Annotated in this window: 18 protein-coding genes and 1 pseudogene; 8 read left to right on the top strand and 11 right to left on the bottom strand. The window is 71.1% G+C overall.

The window, feature by feature from the left end; all coding sequences use genetic code 11:
* Window positions 1-139 precede the first annotated feature (139 nt).
* On the top strand, window positions 140-787 hold the full coding sequence (locus Scani_RS38880) for a TetR/AcrR family transcriptional regulator (protein WP_159482744.1): 648 nt from the start codon (window positions 140-142) through the stop codon (window positions 785-787).
* A 12-nt stretch (window positions 788-799) separates the two neighbouring features.
* On the opposite strand, the gene Scani_RS38885 is transcribed toward Scani_RS38880, so the two are convergent.
* Window positions 800-1,420 (bottom strand): TetR/AcrR family transcriptional regulator, encoded by a 621-nt coding sequence (locus Scani_RS38885; RefSeq protein WP_159482745.1) that lies wholly within the window; start codon window positions 1,418-1,420, stop codon window positions 800-802.
* A 36-nt stretch (window positions 1,421-1,456) separates the two neighbouring features.
* Here Scani_RS38885 and Scani_RS38890 point away from each other — a divergent pair, with 36 nt between their 5' ends.
* Window positions 1,457-2,257, top strand: a complete 801-nt coding sequence (locus Scani_RS38890) for an alpha/beta fold hydrolase (protein ID WP_159482746.1) — start codon at window positions 1,457-1,459, stop codon at window positions 2,255-2,257.
* A gap of 105 nt (window positions 2,258-2,362) precedes the next feature.
* Here Scani_RS38890 and Scani_RS38895 read toward each other — a convergent pair whose 3' ends face one another.
* Both Scani_RS38895 and Scani_RS38900 read right to left on the bottom strand, forming a co-directional pair.
* Entirely contained in the window at window positions 2,363-3,163 is an 801-nt protein-coding gene (locus tag Scani_RS38895) for a maleylpyruvate isomerase family mycothiol-dependent enzyme (protein ID WP_159482747.1), read from the bottom strand.
* A gap of 168 nt (window positions 3,164-3,331) precedes the next feature.
* Window positions 3,332-5,302 (bottom strand): APC family permease, encoded by a 1,971-nt coding sequence (locus tag Scani_RS38900; RefSeq protein WP_159482748.1) that lies wholly within the window; start codon window positions 5,300-5,302, stop codon window positions 3,332-3,334.
* Between the two features lie 287 nt (window positions 5,303-5,589).
* Here Scani_RS38900 and Scani_RS38905 point away from each other — a divergent pair, with 287 nt between their 5' ends.
* On the top strand, window positions 5,590-6,063 hold the full coding sequence (locus tag Scani_RS38905; protein ID WP_246296517.1) for a DUF4118 domain-containing protein: 474 nt from the start codon (window positions 5,590-5,592) through the stop codon (window positions 6,061-6,063).
* A gap of 39 nt (window positions 6,064-6,102) precedes the next feature.
* On the opposite strand, the gene Scani_RS38910 is transcribed toward Scani_RS38905, so the two are convergent.
* A complete protein-coding gene (locus tag Scani_RS38910; protein WP_159482749.1) occupies window positions 6,103-6,591 on the bottom strand; it encodes a hypothetical protein in 489 nt (162 codons plus the stop codon).
* A 142-nt stretch (window positions 6,592-6,733) separates the two neighbouring features.
* Window positions 6,734-9,595, bottom strand: a complete 2,862-nt coding sequence (locus tag Scani_RS38915) for a SpoIIE family protein phosphatase (RefSeq protein WP_159482750.1) — start codon at window positions 9,593-9,595, stop codon at window positions 6,734-6,736.
* A gap of 252 nt (window positions 9,596-9,847) precedes the next feature.
* On the opposite strand from Scani_RS38915, the gene Scani_RS38920 reads away from it, so the two are divergent.
* From Scani_RS38920 to Scani_RS38930, 3 genes are all read left to right on the top strand, one after another.
* Entirely contained in the window at window positions 9,848-10,372 is a 525-nt protein-coding gene (locus Scani_RS38920) for a DinB family protein (protein ID WP_174872857.1), read from the top strand.
* Between the two features lie 406 nt (window positions 10,373-10,778).
* Window positions 10,779-10,949, top strand: a complete 171-nt coding sequence (locus Scani_RS38925; RefSeq protein WP_159482751.1) for a hypothetical protein — start codon at window positions 10,779-10,781, stop codon at window positions 10,947-10,949.
* A 344-nt stretch (window positions 10,950-11,293) separates the two neighbouring features.
* On the top strand, window positions 11,294-12,697 hold the full coding sequence (locus tag Scani_RS38930) for a VanZ family protein (RefSeq protein ID WP_159482752.1): 1,404 nt from the start codon (window positions 11,294-11,296) through the stop codon (window positions 12,695-12,697).
* A gap of 221 nt (window positions 12,698-12,918) precedes the next feature.
* Here the strand turns inward: Scani_RS38930 and Scani_RS38935 are convergent, their stop codons facing one another.
* From Scani_RS38935 to Scani_RS38955, 5 genes are all read right to left on the bottom strand, one after another.
* Window positions 12,919-13,392 (bottom strand): Pycsar system effector family protein, encoded by a 474-nt coding sequence (locus tag Scani_RS38935; protein WP_218039250.1) that lies wholly within the window; start codon window positions 13,390-13,392, stop codon window positions 12,919-12,921.
* Window positions 13,393-13,562: 170 nt separating this feature from the next.
* Window positions 13,563-14,537, bottom strand: a complete 975-nt coding sequence (locus Scani_RS38940) for a hypothetical protein (protein ID WP_174872858.1) — start codon at window positions 14,535-14,537, stop codon at window positions 13,563-13,565.
* A complete protein-coding gene (locus Scani_RS38945; protein WP_246296518.1) occupies window positions 14,521-16,668 on the bottom strand; it encodes a hypothetical protein in 2,148 nt (715 codons plus the stop codon). Before Scani_RS38945 ends, Scani_RS38940 begins: the two co-directional genes overlap by 17 nt.
* Before the next feature lie 80 nt (window positions 16,669-16,748).
* Window positions 16,749-17,687, bottom strand: coding sequence for a hypothetical protein (locus Scani_RS38950; protein ID WP_159482754.1), 939 nt, complete (start codon window positions 17,685-17,687; stop codon window positions 16,749-16,751).
* Window positions 17,688-17,827: 140 nt separating this feature from the next.
* Window positions 17,828-18,520, bottom strand: coding sequence for a Crp/Fnr family transcriptional regulator (locus tag Scani_RS38955; protein ID WP_246296519.1), 693 nt, complete (start codon window positions 18,518-18,520; stop codon window positions 17,828-17,830).
* 339 nt (window positions 18,521-18,859) lie between these two features.
* Between Scani_RS38955 and rsgA the strand changes: the two genes are divergently transcribed.
* Both rsgA and Scani_RS42310 read left to right on the top strand, forming a co-directional pair.
* Window positions 18,860-19,987 (top strand): ribosome small subunit-dependent GTPase A, encoded by a 1,128-nt coding sequence (gene rsgA / locus Scani_RS38960; protein WP_159482755.1) that lies wholly within the window; start codon window positions 18,860-18,862, stop codon window positions 19,985-19,987.
* Window positions 19,988-20,173: 186 nt separating this feature from the next.
* Window positions 20,174-21,171, top strand: a pseudogene (locus Scani_RS42310) (DNA-3-methyladenine glycosylase 2 family protein); the annotation flags it as partial.
* A 305-nt stretch (window positions 21,172-21,476) separates the two neighbouring features.
* Here Scani_RS42310 and Scani_RS38975 read toward each other — a convergent pair.
* Complete coding sequence (locus Scani_RS38975) at window positions 21,477-21,959, bottom strand: DUF456 domain-containing protein (protein ID WP_159482756.1); 483 nt, start codon at window positions 21,957-21,959, stop codon at window positions 21,477-21,479.
* Window positions 21,960-22,506: the final 547 nt, after the last annotated feature.

Below are 22,506 nucleotides of genomic sequence, written 5' to 3' on the forward strand. Positions count from 1 at the left end.
GCTCCTTCCGGAGGGGGAGGACGGGCAGGCGACCGTGCAGAAGAGTGCGACGTCCGCTCCGCCGCAGGTCATGGCACTATTGTGAGCAATTAGTCAGGTCTCGCGCTACTCGCATTCGCCGCGCTGTCAAGGAGGTGCCATGGCGTCGGGACGAGGTGGACTCCAGCCACGTAAACAGCCCCGTCAGGCCCGGGCCGAGCTCACCCGGCAGCGGATTCTCGCGGCCGCTGCTCACGTTTTCGCGGAGTACGGCCATGCCGCCGGGACCACCAACCGGATCGCCGAGCGGGCACAGATCTCCATCGGCTCGCTGTACCAGTACTACCCGAACAAGGACGCGATCCTGGTGGAGCTGCTGACCCGGCACCTGGACGCGGGAATGGCCGCCACCGCGCGCCAACAGGACGAGGGGACGCCCCGCCTCCTCGAAGAAGTCGTCCGTGGTTATGTGCGCCTCTCGATCGACAACCACCTGGACGACCCGCAGCTCCTCCGCGTCATGATCGAACAGGCGCCCCGTTCCCCGGAGTTGCTGGAGAAGGTGTCCCGGTACCACCAGGCGCGGACCGCCTATGTCCGCGAGCTGATCGAGGACCATCCGGAGAGCCGGGTCGACGATGTGTATGTCGCCGCCCGGCTCGTCGTCTCCACGGTCGAACTGCTCGTCCACCAACTCATTGCCGCGCCCGACCCTCTTGAGCCCGCCCGCCTGGAGAACGAGCTCGTCGCCATGGTCACCCGCTATCTCACGGGCGGCCCGCACGGGCAGGGAAGCGTAGCCCCGTAGCCAGGCGCCAAGTCAGGGTGTGGGCGCGATGAGTTGTCGGCAGATCAGCTCGTGGGCGAGCTGCGCCGTCGCCAACAGGTTCTCGCGGGTCGCGCCGAGGTTGGCTTGCACGGACATGCCGTGCACGACGGACTGGACGAGTCCGGTCAGGGCCGCTGCGTCGGTCCCGGCGACGAGTTCCCCGTCCTGGACCGCTCGCTCGATGCGTGCGAGGAGGGCCCGTTCGTTCCAGCCCTGCAGTTCGGCGTAGTGGGCGCTGGTGTCGAGCGTGCTCGTGCTGTCGGTCATCGCGGCACTGCTGAGAAGGCAGCCCGGATGTACGTCACGTGGCCGGGTGAACTCGTCGACCGAGTCGATGAGGAGGTGGTCGATGACGGTCCGGAGACCCTTCTCGGCGACGGCCCGCCGGTAGATCTCCCGGTAGCGCTCGGCGTAGGTCCGCACCGCTTCCTCGAACAGCCCGGCCTTGCTGCCGAAGGCGGCGTAGAGGCTGGAGGTCGAGAGTCCGAGGGCCGCGGTGAGGTCGCGGGTCGACGTCCCGGAGTAGCCGCGTCGCCAGAAGAGGCGGGCGGCGTCGAGGATCGCGCGGTCGCGGTCGAAGGCTCGTGGTCGGCCACGGGTTTGTCGGGACACCGTTGCATTGTAGAGCGTTTGCTCCATAATCAATTTATGGAGCAAACGATTCAGAAGAAGGTGCCCGTCGGCGGGGGCAGTTGGGTCACGGTCGATGTGTACGGGGAGCCGGAGGCTCCGGGCCTCGTCGTCGTCCCGGGCGCGATGAGCGACGCGCACGCGTGGCGTCACGTCGCGGCCGCCGTCGACGCCTGGCCGTCGGTGGCGGTCGTCAACCGCCGGGGCCGTACCCCGTCGGGGCCGTTGACCGGCGCCTACTCGCTGCGAACGGAAGTCGAGGATCTCGGCCTGATCCTCGACGAATGCGCCAGTACGCAGGCACTGTTCGGCTGGAGCTACGGCGGCTTGATCGCGTTGCTTGCCGCCAATGACCGCGCACTGCGCCAGGTGATCGCCTACGAGCCGGTGATGCGGCCGTTCGGCAGTCACGTGCTGCCGGATCTGAAGGCCGCCGAAGACAGGGCGGACTGGGCGGCCACCGTCGAGATCGTGAACCGGCGGATCGCCGGCCTCGACGCGGCGCAGGCCGAAACCCTGCGGGCCGACCGTCGAGCATGGGCGGCCCTGCAGCTTTTGAGCAGGCCGGCGCACGCCGAGCTCGCCGCGCTCAACGCGGCGCCGCCACCGGACGAGATGGCACGCCGGGCGGACCGTGTCGACCTGATCGTCGGCCAGTGCAACCACGGAACGGCCCCCTACGGAACGTCGTTCGACGACGTCCGGCAGCGCGTCACCCGTGCCGAGGTCCATGTGCTTCCCGGGCAGGGGCACATGGCCCACCTCCAGGCGCCGACCGAGCTCGGCCGCCTGATCAACGGCCTCGCCACGGTCCGATGACAGAGACGGCGAACATGTCGTGGCAGCGGACCGGGGTAACGGAGCGGGGTAACGGACCGGTGTGACACCTGAGCCCCCCGCCGCCATGGCGCGCTGTGCGCCGCCTCAGAACGCGGAGTGGGTGAACCAGCGCGCCAGCAGTTCCTCGTCGCCCGTCTTCTCGACGGAGTCCCCGTCGCGGGCCGGGCGCCCGTAGACGAGGAGCAGCAGGTCCGCGGCGGCGCCCTGCACGACGGCGTCGGCCGGCCCGGCTGCCGCGTCCCCGGCGCCGGGCTCCACCCCGAAGCCGTCGGGCCGCAGGCGGACCAGCCAGTCGCCGGCCGTGTCCGTGCAGCGGAAGCGCAGGGTCTCACCGTTGCCGCGAAGGTGCGCGACGCCGGGGGCGAAGGAGGTCGCGAACGGCAGATTGACCAGGAACTCGTCCACGCCGTCGGCCGCGAGGACGCGGTCGATCTCCGTGCGGGCACCCACGGCGCGTTCCGCGTCGGTGCGGTGCACCAGGGTCTCGAACAGCATCCGCCGCATCCAGAACCGGGCATGGTGATCGGCACCCCAGGCCCACATGGGGGCATCCGGGTCCGTCTCGGCGAACGCGTCGGCGGCCTTCTCCGCAGCCGCCGTCAGCCAGTCGGCCCAGCCGGTGTCGTCCGCGGGCAGCTCCAGCTCCACGTCGCGGCTGCGCGGCGGCTCCTGGATGCGCTGACGCAGCAGGAGGGAGAACCACCGCTGCACACTCCCGGTGTGCCGGACCAGGTCGAGGAGCGTCCAGTCGGGGCAGCCGGGGACCGGCAGCGACAGCTCGGCGCCGTCCAGTGCCGCCACGAGCCTCGCGGTCTCCGCCGCGACGGCGGCGCGGTGTACGGCAGGGGTGACGGCGTCCCGGCCCGAGGTGTCCGACGTGTTCATGGGCGCTGGTTCCGCTCTCCTCGGCCCGGCGACCTGACCGGCCGGGCATCTGCGGGCAGCCTGTCACAGCCGGTCGGGGGAGCCGGGCGCGGGTGGCCGTGGCCGCCCTCCGGGCCGAGGGGCTCCCTTCTCCGGGCCGCGGAACCGGAGGCGGTCCGCCCTCGTGCTTCAGCCGACGTGGACCCGCGGGCGCAGGGCCGGGTCGGGCTCGGCGCGGCGCAGGACCTCGCGGGCGACCGGGGCGACCTCGCCGTCACCGAAGACCAGGAACCGCAGCAGATGGCTGAACGGATGGCCCTCGGTCCAGTTGAAGTAGGCGTGCGGAACCTGGCCGGTGTGTTCGCGCAGCTGCATCAGCACGGCGGCGATGGTGTTCGCCACGCCGGCGCCCTCCACCCGCAGGATCTGCGCCCCGTACCGCTCCTCGCCCCGGACGTGCAGATCCGCGGTGAAGTCCGAGGAGTCCCTGACGGTCACTTCGAGGAACAGCACCGGCCGGCCGTCGGGTATGTGGGTCTCCTCGCGCTGGCTGTACTCCTTCTCCCGGTACTCCGCCGCATCCCGCTCGTCGGGCTCGTTGGCGATGACCCGCAGCGGTCCGGCCGCCATCGCGGCGCCGATCAGCCGCTCCGCCGTCTCGTCGAAGTCGACGTGTACGGCGCGCAGTTCGAAGGCGCGGTGGACACGCGAGGCGAACGAGGTCAGCAGGATGCCGAGGATGAACAGCAGCGCGATCTTGAGGCCGTCCGGCCGCTCGATGACGTTGGTGACCAGGGTGTAGCCGAAGACGAGCGTGATCGCGCCGAAGCCGAGGGTGGCCGCCCGCAGCCGCCGGTGGCGGGCGGCGACGGTGGAGGCGAAGGACGCCGAGAGCATCAGCACCAGCACACCGGTCGCATACGCACCGCTCTGCTCGTCGACGCTGGCGTTGAAGAAGAAGGTGATGCCGAAGGCGGTGGCCAGGAAGATCAGCACCAGCGGACGCACCGCACGGGCCCACTCCGGAGCCATGCCGTAACGCGGCAGATAGCGCGGTACGAGGTTGAGCAGCCCCGCCATCGCCGAGGCCCCGGCGAACCAGAGGATGGCGATGGTGGAGAGGTCGTAGACGGTGCCGAAGGCCTCACCCAGGTACTGGTGCGCGAGGTAGGCGAGCGCACGCCCGTTGGCCGACCCGCCGGTCTCGAACTCCTTCTGCGGGATGAGCAGCGTCGTGGCCAGGCTCGACAGCAGCAGGAAGCCGCTCATCACCAGCGCCGCGGTGGTCAGCAGCCGGCGGGTGCCCCGGATCCGGCCGGCCGGGCGCGCGTCGGTGTCGGTGGCGGCGCCCCGTACCTGCGGCATCACCGCCACGCCCGTCTCGAAGCCGGACATGCCCAGCGCCAGCTTGGGGAAGACCAGCAGCGCCACACCGACGATCGCCACCGGCGAGGAGTGCTGGGCGGTCATCGCGTCCCACCAGTTGCCGACCACCACCGGGTGCGACACCACATGGCCGGCCGCGGTGGCCAGGACCACGATGTTCAGCACCAGATAGGTCCCGACCAGGCCGACGGCGATGCCGATCGCCTCACGGAAGCCCTTGAGGAACACCGCTCCCAGGGCGGCCAGCAGCACCAGGGTGATCCACAGGTTCGCGCCGTGCAGCAGGGGAGGGGTGAACGGGTTCTCCACGACATGCGCCGAGGCGTCGGCGGCCGACAGCGTCATGGTGATGATGAAGTCCGTGGCGGCGAACCCCAGCAGCACCAGGACCAGCAGCTTCCCCGCCCACCACGGCAGCAGGCGCTCCAGCATGGCGATCGAGCCCTCACCGTTCGGGCTCTCCTTGGCGACCCTGCGGTACACGGGCAGCGCGCCGAGCAGCGTCAGCGCGATCAGCACGAGCGTGGCGAACGGCGAGAGCAGCCCGGCGGCCAGCGCGGCGATGCCCGGCTGGTAGCCCAGCGTGGAGAAGTAGTCGACGCCGGTGAGGCACATGACGCGCCACCAGGAGTGGCCCTTGTGCTCGGCCGGCGGGGTGCCGTGCGGCCCGGGGTGGCGGGCGGCCTGGCTGCTCAGCCCGTCCAGGAGCCAGGCGCGCCACCGTCGGGAGGCGGTGGTGGGGGACGGCGTGGGATCCGCCTGGACAGTGGTCATGCGGGGAGTTCCTGCCGATCATCGGTCGTCGGTTCGGTCAACGAGGAGCGAGTATGCATCACCACCTCGGTGGCGCCTCGCCCCACCCCGCGCGGGACGACATCGGCGGTCCACGCCGGCCGTCAAGAACGTGTCAGAAAGCGCCCGCCGCCCGTACGGAGGGCGTCAAGGACTGCGTCTCCCAGCTCCCGCACCGCCCCCGGAGCCGCAGGCTGGCGGCAAGGGTCCTCCGCGGCCCCACCGGACCGTCCGGTCCGCCGCAGGGACCGCAGCAGGAGGTGTTCCCCGTGGCCACCCTTCACCGCCCGGCGCCCTCACACCACACGTACCTCCCCTACGCCCCCCACCTCCCGCGCGCCCCGCGCCTCCCGCGAGTGACGCTGCCCCGTACGCGTCCGGGCCGTCGGACGCCGCCCGGCCCCGCCCTCGCCCGTGACCTCGCACTGCCGCTCGGCGCCGTGGCAGCGGCGCTGCTGGTGGCCGCCCTGATGCTGACCGGTGAGAGCGCGCATGCCGCGGTCGCGCTCGCGGTCTTCGCCCTGCTGACGTCTGCGGTGTCCGTGCCGGCGCGGCCGGCGGTGGTGCCGGTCGTGGCTCTGGTGTCCTGGCTGTTCTACGACGGCTTCGTGCTCCACCAGCGCTCCGAACTGGCCTTTCAGCCGCAGGACCGGACGGGCCTGCTGGTCCTCCTCCTCGCCGGGATCACGGGCGCGGGCTGCGCCGCCGCGGTCCGGGCGGTCCGCCGGCACCTGGCCCGCTGACCGGTGCCTTTTACGGCCGGTACGAGGCCCTTGCGGCGCTCAGTACCGGCACCGTCCCCGGTGGCGCCGTCGGCAGTGCACCGAGTGCCGGTACCGGGCCGCCGCGGCCCTCCGCCGCCGTCCGGCCGCGCCCAGGAATCCGAGCCCGATGCCCAGCATCCAGGTGTCCTTGGCCATCGGGATGCCGTCCTGGGTCGGCCGCAGACTTCCCTCCTGCCGCATCCCCGGGACGCGCAGATACAGCCCGAACAGCCCGCCGGAGAACCCGGTCAGCGCCAGGCCGGCCAGCCGGGTCGGGACGAACGGCGCCAGCAGCGCACCGCCGACCGCGAGTTCCGAGCATGCCAGCAGCCGGGTGAACCGCTCGGCGGGAATCCTGTCCAGGAACGGATATGCGACACAGGCCATGCCGTGCACGGCCTCCGCGGTGGCCTGGTCGGCCCGCAGCTTCGTCAGCCCGGAATTGAGGATGAACGCGCCGGTTGCCAGACGAGGAGCCAGATCACGTGCTTCGGGCAGCTGCACCACGGGGAGCCTCCACGATCAGTTCTTCGGCCCCTTCACCGAGCTTAGCCAGGGGGCAACGGGGGTGCATCCGACGTGCTGCCGGTGCGTCGCCCCGTCACGCCGCCGGTACCTCGCCCCGTCACAGCGCAGGTACGTCGTCCCGTCACAGCGCAGGTACGTCGTCCCACTGGTCGAGGATGTCGTCGGCCGCGTCCGGGCCGGGTTCCGGGCGCCCGCCGTCGAGGGCCTGCTCGGTCCAGATGACCTTGCCGTTCGCGGTGTAACGGGTGCCCCAGCGCTGGGCGAACTGGGCGACGAGGAAGAGGCCGCGGCCGCCCTCGTCCGTGGTGGCCGCCCGGCGCAGATGCGGGGAGGCGCTGGTGCCGTCGGAGACCTCGCAGATCAGCGCGCGGTCGTACAGCAGCCGGACCCGGATCGGCTGGGCCCCGTAGCGGATGGCGTTGGTGATCAGCTCGCTGAGGATCAGCTCGGTGGTGAACGCGAGCACCTCCAGTCCCCAGGACTCCAGCGTGGCCAGGCATGCCGCGCGGATGCGGGCGACGGCAGCGGGGTCGGAGGGCACCTCCCATTCGGCGACCCGGCCGGGGTCCAGCAACTGGGTACGGGCCACCAACAGGGCGATGTCGTCACTGGGGTGTTCGGGCAGCAGCGTGTCGAGGACCGCCGTGCAGATCTGCTCCGGAGCCCGGTCCGCCGCGGTGGTCAGTGCCGAACGCAGCAGTTCCAGGCCCCTGCCGAGATCGCGGTCGTGGCCCTCGATCAGCCCGTCCGTGTACAGCACCAGCCGGGAGCCCTCGCTCAGGGTGAGTTCCGTGGTCTCCACCGGCTCGCTGCCGCCCAGGCCCAGCGGCGGCGAGACGGGCACCTCGGGGAAGGACACGGTGCCGTCGGGGGCGATCACGGCCGGACCCGGGTGGCCCGCCCGGGCCAGGGTGGCCCGGCCGCCGACCGGGTCGTAGATGGCGTACAGGCAGGTCGCGCCGGTGATGCCGGTGCGCCCCATGTGGGTCGGTGCCCCCTCGCCGTCGCCGTCCGTGCCGCCCGGCCAGGTCCCCTCGCCCTCGCCCTCCGCGCCGGTTCCGGCGTCCGCGGCCCCCGCCTCGTCCGTATCGATATGGGTGACGAGTTCGTCCAGATGGTTGAGCAGTTCGTCGGGCGGCAGGTCCAGGGCGGAGAAGTTGTGGACCGCGGTGCGCAGCCGGCCCATGGTGGCGGCGGCGTGCAGACCGTGTCCGACGACGTCGCCGACCACCAGCGCGACCCGGGCACCGGGCAGCGAGATGACGTCGAACCAGTCGCCGCCGACCCCGGCGTGCGCGGGGAGATAGCGGTGGGCCACCTCCAGCGCGGACTGTTCGGGCAGGGTCTGCGGCAGCAGACTGCGCTGCAGGGTGACGGCCGTGGTGTGCTCACGGGTGTAGCGGCGGGCGTTGTCGATCGCGACCGCGGCGCGCGCGGCCAACTCCTCCGCGAAGGCCAGATCCTCCTCCTCGAAGCCGCCGGGGTCCCCGGCCCGCCAGAAGTTGGCCAGCCCCAGCACCACGCCCCGGGCCTGCAGCGGTACGGCGATCAGCGATCGGATACCGGCGTCCAGCACCCGCTGAGTGCCCTCGGGGTCAGGTCGGCGCCACGCCTCCGACCTGCGCAGATCGTCCACCAGGACCGGACGGCCGCTCTCCAGTGCCGTCGCCATCGGCGTGCCCGGCGCAAACCTGAGCACCTCGCCCGTCCGGTAGGTCGCCGCGGCGTCGGGGATCCCGCTGACCGCCATCCGCCGCAGACCGGTGCCCGCCCCCGCCGCCGGTTCATCGCCCCGCAGCACCGGCTCCAGCAGCTCGACGGTGGCCACATCGGCGAACCGGGGGACCGCGACCTCGGCCAGTTCCTCCGCGGTACGCCCCACCTCCAGCGTGGTGCCGATCCGCAGCCCGGCGTCGTAGATCAGCTTCAGCCGCTCCTGGGCCACACCCGCCCGCCCGGCCAGTACCCGCAGGTCGGTGGTGTCCCGCAGCGTCACCACGGTCCCGGCGGGCCCGCCGTAGGGAGCGGTCGGCCGCACGTTCACCGCGATCAGCCGGTCGCCCGCCGGCAGCACCGTGTCGGTCGCCTTCCGCCCCGAGGCCAACAGCGCGCTCAGCCGCGGCTCCAGCCCCAGGTCCGCGAGCGGGCGCCGCTCCGCGTCCGGGGGCAGGGCGAGCAGCCGCCGGGCCTCGTCGTTGGCGAGCAGCAGCCGCCCGTCGCTGCCGATGATCAGTACGCCCTCCCGTACGGCGTGCAGCACCGCGTCGTGGTGCTCGTACATCCGCCGCAGCTCGGCGGGCTGCAGCCCGTGCGTCTGCCGCCGCAGCCGACGGCTCACCCACGCCGTCCCGCCGGTGACCACCAGCAGTCCCGCGGCGGCGGCGCCGAGCACCAGGGGCAGCTGGTGCACCACCCGCTCGCCGGCCTGCTGGACGCGGATCCCGGCGGACACGAACCCGGCAGCCGAGCCGTTCCGGTCGAGGACCGGGACCGTCGTGTTCACCGCGGGACCGACGGCCGAGGTGAAGGTGGAGGTGTGGGGCTTGTCGCGGAACGACGGCTGGTAGGCGCCGCCGACGACATGCTTGCCGATCAGACGGGTGTCGGGGTGGGTCCAGCGGATTCCCGTGGGGCTGAACGCGACGATGTAGTCGACACCGGAGGCCTTGCGCGCCGCCTCCGCCCGGGGCTGCAGCAGCGCGGTGGAGTCGCGGGATTTCATGGCGCCGAGGGTGCCGGGCGCATGGGCGAAGGCGGCGGCCCCGACCAGGGAACGCTGACGGGCCTCCTGCATGCTCGCGCCCTCCGCCTGGAGGACGAGAGCCACGACGGCCGCGACCACCAGCAGCACCGCGAGGGCGAGCTGCAGCACGAACACCTGGCCCGCAACGCTGGGGACCTGCAGCAGCGAGCGGAGGTGTGGTCCCGGGGAGCGTGATGACGTCGGGGAATCGTCACCTTCTCGCCCGAAAAATTCCGTCATGACCCATGTTTAGCATTGTGCTCCGTCCCGGGGCGCTCGGCTGTGTCGGGCCCGGGTGCCGAGGGGCGGCCCGCCCGCACGCCGACGAGTCATGCCCGGCCGCCTCCTTCGTGCCGCCGGCTCCAGCCGGGCGTACGGGCCCGGCACCTTCCTCGTCGCTGTCCCTGCCGCCCCGGCACGGCCCTCCGCTGCCGGGTGCCCGGGCCGTATTACCTGCGCCGCCCTCCGACGGCCTGTGAAAGGGTGAACTGCATGGGGACAACACCGGACGGGCGGCTCATCCCGCCCCCGCAAGCCGACGAACGCGCCATGCTGGAAAGCTGGTTGGACTTTCACCGTGACACCCTCGCGCTCAAGTGCGCTGGGCTGGACGACGGTCAGCTCCGCCTGGCCTCGGTGACACCCTCGTCCATGTCGCTACTGGGTCTCGTCCAGCACATGGCCGTGGTCGAACGCAACTGGTTCCAGCGGGTGTTCGCCGGTCAGGACATGCCGCCGCTGAGCGAGGCGGGGGACGCGGACGGGTTCACGCTCGCACCGGACCGGGGGGTCGACGAGGTGCTGGCCCTTTGGCGCGCGGAAGTCGCACGGAGCCGCGAGGTGACCGCGGACGCTTCGCTGGACGACACCGGCAAGCTCTCGGGACGGGAGGCCGAATACCTCGGCGGGCAGGTCTCGCTGCGCTGGATCCTCGTCCACATGATCGAGGAATACGCCCGCCACAACGGCCATGCGGACCTGCTCAGGGAGAGCATCGACGGCACCACGGGGGCATGAGACCCGACCGCCTCTCATGACGCCGGTGCCTCTTATCGCGCTTATTGCATATCCTTTGCAGTTACGCCCCAGGCCGTTCCGGAGGTCCTGCGGGAGTTGGTTCCGCTGGTGTGTGCGCTCTTTCGCCGTCGTCGGTAGTCGCAACCGCCGAAACGGTGGCCGCCGCCTGTCTGGCCGTCGGTCCCGCCGTACACGAGCGGCGGACCCGCATTTCTGGCTTTGTAGCACGATTCGTCAGTGCGCATTCAACTATTTGCGGTGATCTGTCATGGCGTGCATCTCGGATCCCCCTCCGGCGGAGGTGCCACGCAAGCTGCTCTAGGTCAACATTGCCGCGCTGCGGCGTTTCCCCCGACTGAACTGTCCATCCACAGCAGGGCTGTGGTTGTCGAGGGAGGCAACAGTCATGAAGACCAGCAAACTCATGCGGGCGACCGTGGTGACCGGGATGACGCTGGCAGCGATCGGCTCCATGCCGCTTGCCCACGCCGAAGCCTCCACGGGAACGGCCAAGAAGTCGGTCATGGTGAGCTGCCCCGATGACGGGCCAGCCGCAACTACACCTGCTCATCGCTGAGCAGCGGTGAGCTGTACCACCGGAAGTACACCAACAACAGAGCGTCCACCTGGTACAAGAAGACCGGCGGCTCCGGCATCACGGCCCGCGTCGGTTTCAACCGAGCGGGATCGACTTCCTGGAGCGGCTGGTTCAGTCAGTCCAGCGGGACGACCAAGACAGGTAGCTGGAGCGGCGTTTCCTACTGCTCAAGCACCGTGGGTCTTCTCCAGGTGCGAGGCCAGCAGACGTTCCAGACGCCCCTGGCCGACTGCAGCTGACCGTCTGTCCGTGCCCGGCCGCCGCGGGGCAGGGCGGGCACGGACCACCTTCTGTCAGCTCTCCAGGGTTAGGACACTGCGTTCGTGTTCTCCGCGATATTCAAAGACCAGACCGGCTTCATCGTCACAGCGGCGTTAGCCGTCGTACTTGTCGCCGCCCTGTGCTTCTGGCTCGCACACCGGGCCGGCAGACGGCCGTGGTCCCACGCCGCGCTCGGTGCGGCCGTTACGGCGGGAGTCGCTCTCACCCTGTTCCTGCCGAGCGGGGCGGCCGCAGCCGAAGCCAGCCGTGTCTGCGTGATCAACCGCAACTACGCTGAGCCGTTCGCCACCCAGCAAGGACTGCTCAACCTCTTGCTCTTCGCGCCCATCGGCTTCTTCGGACTGATGGCTCTGCGCACGCTTTTGCCGGTCATCGCGGGCAGCATCCTGCTCTCCTTGTGCACCGAGCTCCTGCAAACCCTGGTCCCCGGCGTCAGCCGAGGGTGCGACAGCAGCGACTTGCAAATGAACGCCCTGGGCGCTCTCGCCGGCACCGCAATCGCCTGGGGTGCCTTGCGGCTGGCCAAACGCCCCGCCATCCCGCCCCGCCGCCACGCCCGGGCCACCGCCATCACCTCCGCCACCATCCTCGTCGCAGCAGGCATTGCCGCAGCCACCTGGATCACCCCAGTCGCCGTCGACGCCACCAGCCTCCAATTCACCGGAGACAAGGAAAAGGCAGCAGCTCACCGAGCCATCCGCCAAGCCTTCGGCGACCGCTACAAGATCAGCAACGTACAGCTGCAAGCAGGCGTCGACGACAGTCCCGACACCCTGCTCATCGCCCTCAACGAGGGCTTCGCCGAGCTCACCTGGCCAGACGGCGCACAACTCAACGTCAGCCTCGAAAGCTCCAGCAAGACCACCCCGTCCAGCTACCCCATCCCAGGCGTCACCCGAAAGCCCGGCAGCGAGAAGGACGCACTCCCCATCGCACGCCGCTATGCCCAAGAGCACTACCCACGCGAGCTGCGCGGCTCCGAGCCACACGTATACCCCGTAGGGGACCGGGCCGAGCTTGGCTGGATCATCAGCTGGCGGCGGCGCAACAGTGACGGCGTCTTGATGCCCATGCGTCTGGACGTTCAGGTCAACACCGCCGGCAGGGTTTCTCAACTCCTGGTCCGTACTGAGGAAGACCCTCATGACCTGCCGGCGCTGACCGTCGACAAGAAGACGGCCCAGCGCACGGCGCTCAAGGCCCTGCAACAGCCCAAGGGCCACAAAGTGCGCATCGCCGACAGCGAACTGCTGGCCGTCCAGCGCGCCGGAAGATGGCGCGCTCAATGGCTGACCGGCTTTGAGACCGACGACAAAAGCGCGGTGCTCGAGCCCGTCTACGTCGATGCGAACACCGGGAAGGTCGACCCCCGCGCGAGCAGGAAAGAAAAGATCGAAAACCCGCAAGAAGACGGCGACGGCCAAGTCGACACGACGCAGAACTGAGCCACTTCCGCCTCCGAACCAGCCACACCTCTTTCTCCAACAGCACGCGAAACATTCCGGGGCACACCCTGCCCTCCTGAGGGTCCCGAGGGAACAAGGGACGGCGCAGGCGGTCGCCTTGTCGTCGGTCAAGGGCGGCCCGGGACGCCGGGACGGTGCGGGCCTTGGACCGGCAGGCTTGGACATGACCGTGCCACCCGTCGGATACCTCGTACGGCGTCTCATGCCGGCCGCAGGACGACGGCGAACTGCGGGAGCGCGACGAGCAGCAGAACGGTCCCCGTTTCGATCCAGCGGTATTTGGCGCGAATGATCTCGCTGGTCCTGGCCAGAGAGGCCATCAAGGGGCCGGTCGGATCCTGCCCGACCCGTTCGAAGGCACGACTCAGCCGTGCGTCGGCCAGTTCCGGTGTGATGTGCTCGAAGTAGCCGGGAACGGCCGGGCCCTGGCGGCGCCCTCCGCGGCGGCGCGGGACGGTGGCGCACACAAAGCAGACGATGGCCAGCAGCGCGGTGATGACGGCGGTCCACCACAGCAGGTGCACACTCCCGTCGTGGGGGGCCTGTCCGGCCGTGGCGCTCCTGGTCACCGAGATGAAGACGCCGAGGACAGCTCCTGTGAAGGCCAGGAGCACGGCGGCCTTGGTGTCCGCCCGTGTGAGTTCCACCCCGTTGGCGGCCAAGAAGCGCTCCATCGCCGCCACGGCCTGCGGGGCGGGCCCAGGCGGAGAACCGGCAGTCAGCTGACGGCGGCGCGCTGTCGCGTGCAGGAGCCGATGGCGAGGGGGCGGAGACGGGCGCGGGAACCTGGAAGCGACGCTCCGCCGAGCTTCCCGTGCCGGCCTCCGCTCCGCGGCCGCCCCCCTCACACCGGCTGCCCGTGTGCCGTGCCTCGCGCCCAGCCATTGGCGTGAGAGCGGACACTTCGCTCCTCCGTCCCCGGGCGCTGTTGACCGGGCACCTGCCGCCCCAGCGCGACGAGCCGGTCGCGCAACATCTCGGAGAGTTCCTGCCGCTCCTGCTCCGTCAGCTTGCCCAGCAGGCCGGCCACCTCGTCCTGCCAGTGGGTCTCCCCGCGGATCAGGCTGGAGTGGTTCACGGTCCAGTCGAGCACCTGGCTGACCTGATCCGGGTGCCGGACCAGCCAGAGCGCCGCGAGTGCCACCGGACCGTCCTGCACGGCCCGGGTGCAGAACGCGTACTCCTCGCGGCTCTTGTCGGTCCAGGAATAGGGCAGGCCGGCATCACCGGGCTCTCCCAGGCGCAGTTCGCCGTCGTCCTCCCGCGCGGCGATGTCCGTGGCGCGGTAGGCCAGGCCGCAGTCCGGCACTTCGTGCGGCGCGGAAAGATCCTGCATCATCTCGGGCGCGCCGAGTCCGCTTCGGTCGGTGCCGTACTCCTCCTTGAGGTGCCGTAGCCGCCGGTCGAGGTCCTTGCGCACGGCGAGCCAGCCGTGCGTGGTGCGTGACCGCACGACCTGGACCGGATCGTGAACCCACCACAGCACTTGTACGTCCACCGACTCGGTCCCGTAGTGAGTCGGCAGCGCGACGGCCCGTGTTGCCGGATGTTCGTCGAGCCGGACGAGGAACGCGCTGTCGTACCCGCGCAGCCTCGTGCGGAAGGGGCCCACGCCCTTTGCCGCCCCGACGGTCTCGAAGTCCGCTGATCCGGGCGGCGGGATGTGCCGGTGCCGGGCCCCGGCCAGGTGGTAGTACCCGACCCGGTCCCGCAGCACCAGGGCGCGGTCCCGCCGGCCCGACCAGCGCTGTCGCAGGATCTCCCGCCAAGGGGCGTGCGAGGCAGGGCTGTAGACGGGCGTGTCACTGTCGGTGTGCATCAGGTCCTCCGAGCACGGATGTGGGGCCGGACCGCGGTGGCTCGCCCTTGCGCCAGGCATTCAGTGCGTGGCGTGCGAGGTCGCGTCCGGCGAGTTCGGGTGTGTCGTCCCGGTCCATGTCGACGAAGAGACGCAGGACACCATGGCGCATCTCCTGAGCCAGTGCGGTGAGCAGTGTCTCCACGGCCGTACGCGGCTGTTCGTCCCAGGCGGCCATGCGGCACCAGCTGATCAGGGAGTCGCGCGTGGCATCGAACAGGTCGTCGTCGTTGAGCGCCTGGCGGACGAGAGCGACGACCTTTTCAGCGCATTCGCCTGCGGAGAGCAGCTGTTCCTGGAACCAGGAGGGTTCCCACAGCAGGTGTGGGAAGACCCAGAGCGACAGGTCCGCTTCAGGCCCTTCGCCATCGGCCCATCCGGCGAGGTGGCGGAAGACCGTCGGCTGGCTTCCCGCTGCGAAGAGTTCGCAGACGGCACGGCGGACGGCCGCGGCGACGACGTACTCGTCACCCTCACGTCCCCGGTACGTACGCCGCAGCAGCCGCATCGCCACATTCGGCCGGGAAGCCCCGAACTGCGTCCCGCAGGCATACGCGACCGTGGAACGGCGCCGCCAATTGGTGCGACTGCTCCACTCGGTGAGGTGGTGCTTGACCTCGCTCGCCAGAATCGGGTCCTCTGCCGCCATACCCAGTGCGTACGCGGCGATCGTGCGGCTGGTCGCATGCTCGGAGTCGGCCAGCCTGCGGATGTGCAGCAGGGCCCGGCGACCGCCGCCCCAGCCGGCGGCCATGCCCATGACCCGGCCCACTGGCTCGGCCAAATCGCGCTGGTTTCCCGGGATGTTGTCCATCCAGTCCGTCAGCAGTCCCGGCAACTGGCCGTATTGCCGCCACACATGGCGCAGCACGGTTTCCCCCTGCCGGTGCCGGGTGAACCGCACCGGCTCCACCGCGTAGGTGTAGCCGGAGCCCGTCCGGAGCTCCTTGGGCGCACACCGCGCGCGCACCATCGGCAACAGGTCGTCCAATGACCGCCGGAAGACGAACTGCGGGTTGGGCCGCGGACCGTCCCGGCGAGCTGACGGGACGGGACCGCCGTCGATGTCACCGCGCTCCGGGAGCACTGCGTCCAGACGCCCGTTCGCCAGGACGAGGAGCCGTTCCGCCTGCTCCCGGACGATCCGGTGGTCCAGCCCCTCGAAGACACAGGTCGCCAGGAGGAAGGCGAGTCCGTCGGGGTCGTTGCGGAGTTTCTTGATCAGCTCTGGCGCCTCCTCCTCCGCGAGGAAACTCAGACGGTCACGCAGGCCGGTGATGTCCGGTCCGGTATCGCCCGCTCCGCTCACCGCGGCGACCAGCTCGGCGACCTGCGCCGGAACCAGTTCGGGAGTCAGCAACTCGTCCAGCAGACCGGACTCCAGCCGCGCAAGCAGCCGGTCACGCTCTGCGGGACTCGGTACGGCGGCCTCGAAACGAGCGTGGAAGACGGCGCGGGGCGACGGGGGCTCGCACCGCACAGGGGAGACACGGAGGTCACGCGACAGGCCGCGCACAAGCTCCGGATCGTCGGGCAGCACGATCACCATGCGTGCGCCGGCATCGCTCAACAGACGGCGCAGGTTGGCGATCACCGCGGGCCCAAGGGGGTGCTTGGGCAGCAGTCCGTACACGAGATACCCGCGGGCCCCGGCATGGGTGGGGCGCCAGGAAGACAGATCCACGTCGCTGTCGAGGGCTCGCAGGTCCAAGCTGCCCCCGGTGTGACGGCACAGCAGGTTCAATGCCGCGGTGCGGCGCCCGGTACCGGGCTCTCCGACGACGAACAGCACACCGGTGTCGAGTTCGGCCAGCGCGGCGGGAAACCAGTCGGGTTCCGCGAATCCCGCCCGGGCGTCCAGGATCTCCAGGGCGGAGAGGGGGCCCTCGTGCGCCTCCACCGGCCGACCGCCGGGGCCGGCCGCCCCACCGGTGTTCTCCACGCGCTGATCGCCGTGCACGGAACCGGCGTTGATGTTTCCGCCGGGCGCGTAGATGAGATAACGCCGTCCCCTGGACAGCCGGTGGGCCGGGCCGGCGAAGCCATCGTCGAAGTCGTCGGCGTCCTCGTAGTCGCCATCGGTCTCTTCCACGGGCGTCGCCGGGCCCTGGGGCTCCTCCTGACGGGGCTCACCGTCGGGCTCTGCCGCATCGGGCGAGCGCTCCTCGGGGTTCACCGGCGGCCTTCGCTCTTGTCGCCCTGGACGGTGTCCCCCTGGTTGCCGTGGACCGTACCCGCCTTGTTCCCCCCGACGTAGTCGCCGCCGCCGTCGATGTTGCTGACGCTCTGACCGCCGTGCACGGTGCCGGTGTTCAGATTCCCCTTGTCGGCCCGGTACGACACCGACTGATGTCCCGCCCCGTGCTGGGCAGTTCGCCGGTCACCGCCGTCCTCGCGGCGAGTCTTCTGGTCCTCGACCACCCGGTCGCCCAGGATGCGGCGGTCGTAGAGATTGCCCGAGGGAGCAGGCACGTACAGCCAGGCCCGCTGGTCGAAGCGCTTGCCCTCGACGGTCGCCGGCACCTCGATGAAGTGATCGGGGTGCCGCCCCGTGTACCCGCTCGCCACCGTGTCCTGGTAGCAGCGGTCGGAGAGGATGGCGGCGACATGGGTGATGTTCTCGTTGGACGCCGCCAGCATGGCCTTGACCGGACGGGAGTCGAGCAGCCGGTGGGTGTCGTTGCGCGGTGTGCCGTTGCCGTCGAACTCACCTCCTGAGTCGGGCAGTGGCCCGATGTGGAGGCTCACCCGGAGCCGGAGGCGCACCGCTCCCGTGGAGTGCACGGTGAACTCGGTGAGCACGTCCTGGAGCGTGTGGAGCCATGGGTGGATCACGAAGGGCATCCACGCCGGATCGAAGCCGAAGACGTACCCGTCGCCCGTGGACGCGGGGAACCTCTGGTCCTCCCAGACTTCCGCGATGCCGGCGCGCTCGAACGCCCGCTGGAGGAGCTGAGGGATGGCCTGGCTGATCGCGCCGTGCTCGATGGCGGGATGACCGGTGAAGTCCTTGGCGTCGACCGCCACGATCCCCCGATAGGGAGGGAGGTGACGGCTCCGGGTGTGGGGCATGGCAGTGGCTTCGGGCAGCGGCTGGCGGAACTGCGACATCGGGACTCCTCGGCTTTCCCTGCGGGCGTTGTGCATCCGAGCTTCGCGGGGATACGTGTGGCCGTGTGCTCGCTCAGTGCACAGGAGCAGTGACGGGCATCACGGTGTGTGCGGTGTTCTTCGTTACCGGGTCTGCGGGCTCAGCCGGGGAGACCCGCGGTGGCCTGCCGCAGAGCGGGCAGATCGTCGATGAAGATGCGCTTACGGCCCGTGTGAACGTGGAGGGATTCGAGTTCGGACAGGCATGCCGTGACCGTGTTGCGCGAAACTCGCAGATGCTGCGCGAGCTCGTCCCGCGTCAGGGCAAGCTCCAGGCGCCGCCCCGGCGAGAGGGCGGAATGCCCGGAAATATCGGCCAGGTTCACCAAGGATGCCGCCAGGCGGGCGAGGGAATCACCGCCGCCGCGGGCGCGGTCCGACTCCCGCAGCCTGCCGAGGGCGTATCGCACGAGCACCGGAAACAGGTCATGGTCGGTGGCGAACCGCAGGAATTCCGTTTTGCTCAGGACGGCGACCGAGCACTGCGAGATCGCCTGGACGCTCGCCGAACGCACGTCGTCGTCCAGCACTGCCACCTCGCCCAACAGTTCACCGGGACCGCGAAACGCCAGCAGCGTGAGCTCTCCGCTCCGCTCGCGCCGGATCACCTTGGCGACCCCGCTGCGCAGCGCCAGCACATGAGTGCCGGGCTCACCCTGCCGCAGCAACGTGTCGCCGACGGGGTGCCGGCGCCCGAAGGACTGCTCGAGCATCTCCGTCCAGACCGTGTCGCCCACGAGACGACGCAGCGTCCGACCTGACGGATCCGGCGCTCCGCCCACGCGATCGTTCATGCGATGACCTTAGAAGAGGGCGACTCCCTCTGCCCAGCGGACGGCCGCGATGCGGCTGGAGAGCCAAGGCCGGACAAGGCGATGCGAAAAAAGGGTTGGTGCTGCTGCCCGGTGCTGCTCTACGCTCAGCGATGTTCTTGTCGGTGGCCCGAGGCCCCCGTCGTCGGCTGTTGAGGAATCGGGAGGTGAGTACTGATGACTGTCGCTGCGCTGGGCGCTGCCCGCATCCAGAAGATCATCAACCTCACTCCTGTGGTCTCCGGCTGACTCGACGTCACCTTGCTTCTTCCCGCGCGCTGCGCGGTGGCCGGGGCTGCTCCTTCCTGAAGGGTCATCCCGTTGTTCGACCTCGATTTCTCTGCTGCGCACCCGCTGACCGCCTACGGCTGGGACGACGGATTCGCGGAGAGTTTCACCCCCTATGCCGGGCAGGGGATCGTGCCCGGCCGTATCGTCCGCGTGGACCGCGGGCGGGTGGATGCCGTCGTTCCCGAGGGCGGGGGCGTCCGGACCGTACTGGCGGATACCGCGCTGGTGGCCACGAGCGATCCCATGCGGGTGCCGTGCACCGGCGACTGGGCCGTGATCGACCGGGAGAACGGCCTGACCAGCGGTCATGTCGACGGTGTGGTACGAGCATTGCTGCCACGGCGTACGGCGTTCTTGCGGTCCGCTTCCTCCAAGCGCTCCGAGGGGCAGATCCTCGCGGCGAACGTCGATCATGCGGTGATCGCGGTGTCGCTGGCCGATGCGCTGGACCTCGGGCGCATCGAGCGGTTCGTGTCGCTGGCCTGGGAAAGCGGGGCGCAGCCGGTGGTGGTGCTGACGAAGGCGGATCTGGCCGGGGAGCCGGACACGCTGGCGCATCTGGTCGCGGATACGGAGTCCGCGGCTCCAGGGGTGCAGGTACTGGCGGTCAGTTCGATGACCGGTGCGGGGCTGGAGGTGGTCACCGCCGTGCTCGCGGGGGGTACATCCGTCCTGCTGGGGGTGTCCGGTGCGGGCAAGTCCACGCTGGCCAACGCCCTGCTCGGCGAGGAGGTCCAGCTGGTGCAGGCCATCCGCGACCGGGACGGCAAGGGCCGGCACACCACGACCACCCGGGATCTGCGGGCGCTCCCCGGCGGCGGGGTGCTGATCGATACGCCGGGGCTGCGCGGTGTCGGGATGTGGGACGCGGGGACCGGGCTGGCCCGGACGTTCTCGGATGTCGAGTCGCTGGCCGAGGAGTGCCGCTTCCATGATTGCGCCCACGAGGCCGAGCCCGGCTGTGCGGTGCAAGAGGCCGTCGACAACGGGGAGTTGCCCGTACGGCGGCTGGAGAGCTACCGCAAGCTGCTGCGGGAGAACCAGCGCATCGTGGCGAAGACGGACGCCCGGCTGCGCGCCGAGATCCGCCGGGACTGGAAGCAGAAGCAGGCGCTGGGCCGCCACATGATGGAGCGGAAGCGGGGGCCGCGGAAGTGAGGTGAGCGGGGCGGGGTCGGGCTTGGCCCGGTCGGGGTCGGGCCCGGCTGGGGTCGGGGGCGGGTCGGGGGAGAACCGACCGGTTGTGGCCCCGGCCCTCGCCGGTCATCCACCCCCGCCGCCCCTCCCCCACGCCATGTCCGTTTTCCGCCGGACCGGTCGTCGCGCGCGTCCCGGACTGGACGGGTGAGGGACGACGAGGCCAGGTACGAAGCGGTGTGCAGCCGGGACGCGCGGTTCGACGGGGAGTTCTTCTTCGCGGTGGCGACGACCGGCATCTACTGCCGGCCGGGCTGCCCCGCGGTCACTCCCAAGCGGGTGAACGTGCGGTTCTTCCCGTCGGCCGCCGCCGCGCAGTCGGCCGGATTCCGGGCCTGCCGCCGGTGCCGGCCGGCGCCGTGCCGGGGTCGGCCGAGTGGAATGTGCGCGCCGACCTGGTGGGCCGGGCCATGCGGTTCATCGACGACGGCGTGGTCGACCGGGAGGGGGTCGGCGGACTGGCACAGCGGCTCGGGTACAGCACCCGTCAGGTGCAGCGGCAGCTGACCGCGGAGCTCGGCGCGGGGCCGGTGGCGCTGGCGCGGGCCCGCCGGGCGCACACCGCGCGGGTCCTGCTGCAGACCACGGCGCTGCCGGTCACCGAGCTGGCCTTCGCGGCCGGCTTCGCCAGTATCCGGCAGTTCAACGACACCATGCGGGAGATCTACGCCGGTACGCCCAGCGAACTGCGGGCTGCGGCGGGGCGTGGGGGATCTGTGGGGCGTGGGGGCTCGGCGGGGCGTGGGGTCGGGGCCGGGGTCGGTGGTGAGGGGGCCGGTGGTGAGGGGACCACCGGTCGTGGGGGCGCCACCGGTCGCGGGGGAGCGACTGGCCGTGGGGGAGCGATGGGTCGCGGGGGCGCCACGGGGTCTGGAGGAGCAACCGGTCATGGCGGCGCGGCTCGCCGTACCGGGGGAAGCGGGGGCGGGGCCGGGCCGGGCGGAGCCGGTGCCGAGGGTGGCTGGGCGCCCGGCGGGATTCCGCTGCGGCTGGCCTACCGAGGGCCGTACGCGGCGGCCGAGATCCTCGACTTCCTCCAGGCGCGGGCGGTGCCCGGCGTCGAGGAGGTACGCGGGCCCCGTGGCGGGCGCACCTACCGCCGTACGCTGCGGCTCGCCCACGGCAGCGGGATCGCCGAGGTCGACGAGCCCGCCGGCCCGTCCGGGCGGCGCCGGCCACCGGCGGGCCTGGTGTGTCCGGCGACGCGCGGGACGGACGGCGGCTGGCTGGAGTGCCGGCTGCGGCTGGCCGATCTGTGCGTCCGCCCGGGGGTGGGGCTCGCGGCGTCTGGTGCATTTCGCTCGCCGCACGTCCTGCCGCCGGAAGTGGTCCCGCCCCTGGAGATGCACCCGTCCCCGGAGGCGCACCCGTCCCCGGAGATGCACCCGACCGTGCGCGCCCTGGCCGGACGGGCTGGCTGGTGCCGTGGCCAAACCGGGCGGGTGACACCTCAGCCCGCGACCACCGCCCCCGCCCACGCACCGACGACCAGCAGACAGGCGAACAGCTCGATCAGCACGCTCAGGCCGACGGCGCGCATGGCCGTACGGGTCGAGGCCCAGGCATCGCCATGGCTGCCGAGCCGGACCCGCTCCAGCAGGTAGAGGCCTCCGACGGCGCCCAGCGGACCTCCGATGACCGGGATCACGAAGAACCCGACGATGCCGGCCACCCCCGCCAGGAAGAGCGCCCGGTACGGCGCGCCGGCGGCCCGCAGATTGCGGACCGGCAGCAGCCACTTGAGCGTCTGGTTGAGGAGCAGCACGGCGGTGGCGCCCATGAGCACCACCCAGGCGAGGGAGGACTTCTCGGACAGCGTCCACCACAGCACGGCCGCCCAGACGATCAGCGGGCCGGGGATGCCCGGCACCAGCACCCCGAGCAGGCCCAGCAGCATCACCAGGCCGACCGCGACCAACTGCCCCACACTCATGCGCCGGCCTCATATCGCCCGGCCGGCCCGCCTGCGCGCGACACGCACCGTGCGTGCCGGCGGCCCGTGGCTCGCCCGCCGCCCTCGTTCACGTGCCGGCCTCACACCCGGCGGGCGCACGCCCCGTGACGGCTCGTAGGCTGCACACTCTCATGGGCCCAGCGTGCCGGACGCGACCCGGAAGCGCTTGCCGGCCGACCGGGCCGGGGGAGCCCGCCGCTGGACCGGGTCCCGTCGGAGCCGGGGCAGCCGCCTGCCGTGCCGGGGTGCTTGTCTGCCATACCGGCGCGCCCATCAGCTGGACCGGGGTTGCCGTCTGCCGGACCGAGGTGCCGTCGATGGGCCGCAGGTGCCCGAGGGACAGCGCCGGAGCTGCGAGGTGGGCGGGGCTGGAGCTGCCCCGTGGGCGGAGCCGGAGGTGCCCGGTGGATGTGGATGGGGCCGGAGATGCCCGAGGAGGTGGGGCGGGGGTGCCCCGTAGGTGGGCCGTCGTCAGCCCTGCCCCTCCCGCGTCACCCCGGCAAACGGACAACGCCGAAGGCCGAAC

This window comes from Streptomyces caniferus (assembly GCF_009811555.1).
Classification (GTDB): domain Bacteria; phylum Actinomycetota; class Actinomycetes; order Streptomycetales; family Streptomycetaceae; genus Streptomyces; species Streptomyces caniferus.

What these genes read in the sequence shown, in the direction of transcription:
- Scani_RS38880 (WP_159482744.1), top strand. Translation starts at nt 140, where the DNA reads ATGGCGTCGGGACGAGGTGGACTCCAGCCACGTAAACAGCCCCGTCAG.
- Scani_RS38890 (WP_159482746.1), top strand. Translation starts at nt 1,457, where the DNA reads ATGGAGCAAACGATTCAGAAGAAGGTGCCCGTCGGCGGGGGCAGTTGG.
- Scani_RS38895 (WP_159482747.1), bottom strand. Translation starts at nt 3,163, where the DNA reads ATGAACACGTCGGACACCTCGGGCCGGGACGCCGTCACCCCTGCCGTA.
- Scani_RS38900 (WP_159482748.1), bottom strand. Translation starts at nt 5,302, where the DNA reads ATGACCACTGTCCAGGCGGATCCCACGCCGTCCCCCACCACCGCCTCC.
- Scani_RS38915 (WP_159482750.1), bottom strand. Translation starts at nt 9,595, where the DNA reads ATGACGGAATTTTTCGGGCGAGAAGGTGACGATTCCCCGACGTCATCA.
- Scani_RS38920 (WP_174872857.1), top strand. Translation starts at nt 9,848, where the DNA reads ATGGGGACAACACCGGACGGGCGGCTCATCCCGCCCCCGCAAGCCGAC.
- Scani_RS38925 (WP_159482751.1), top strand. Translation starts at nt 10,779, where the DNA reads ATGAAGACCAGCAAACTCATGCGGGCGACCGTGGTGACCGGGATGACG.
- Scani_RS38935 (WP_218039250.1), bottom strand. Translation starts at nt 13,392, where the DNA reads ATGGAGCGCTTCTTGGCCGCCAACGGGGTGGAACTCACACGGGCGGAC.
- Scani_RS38940 (WP_174872858.1), bottom strand. Translation starts at nt 14,537, where the DNA reads ATGCACACCGACAGTGACACGCCCGTCTACAGCCCTGCCTCGCACGCC.
- Scani_RS38950 (WP_159482754.1), bottom strand. Translation starts at nt 17,687, where the DNA reads ATGTCGCAGTTCCGCCAGCCGCTGCCCGAAGCCACTGCCATGCCCCAC.
- Scani_RS38955 (WP_246296519.1), bottom strand. Translation starts at nt 18,520, where the DNA reads ATGAACGATCGCGTGGGCGGAGCGCCGGATCCGTCAGGTCGGACGCTG.
- Scani_RS38975 (WP_159482756.1), bottom strand. Translation starts at nt 21,959, where the DNA reads ATGAGTGTGGGGCAGTTGGTCGCGGTCGGCCTGGTGATGCTGCTGGGC.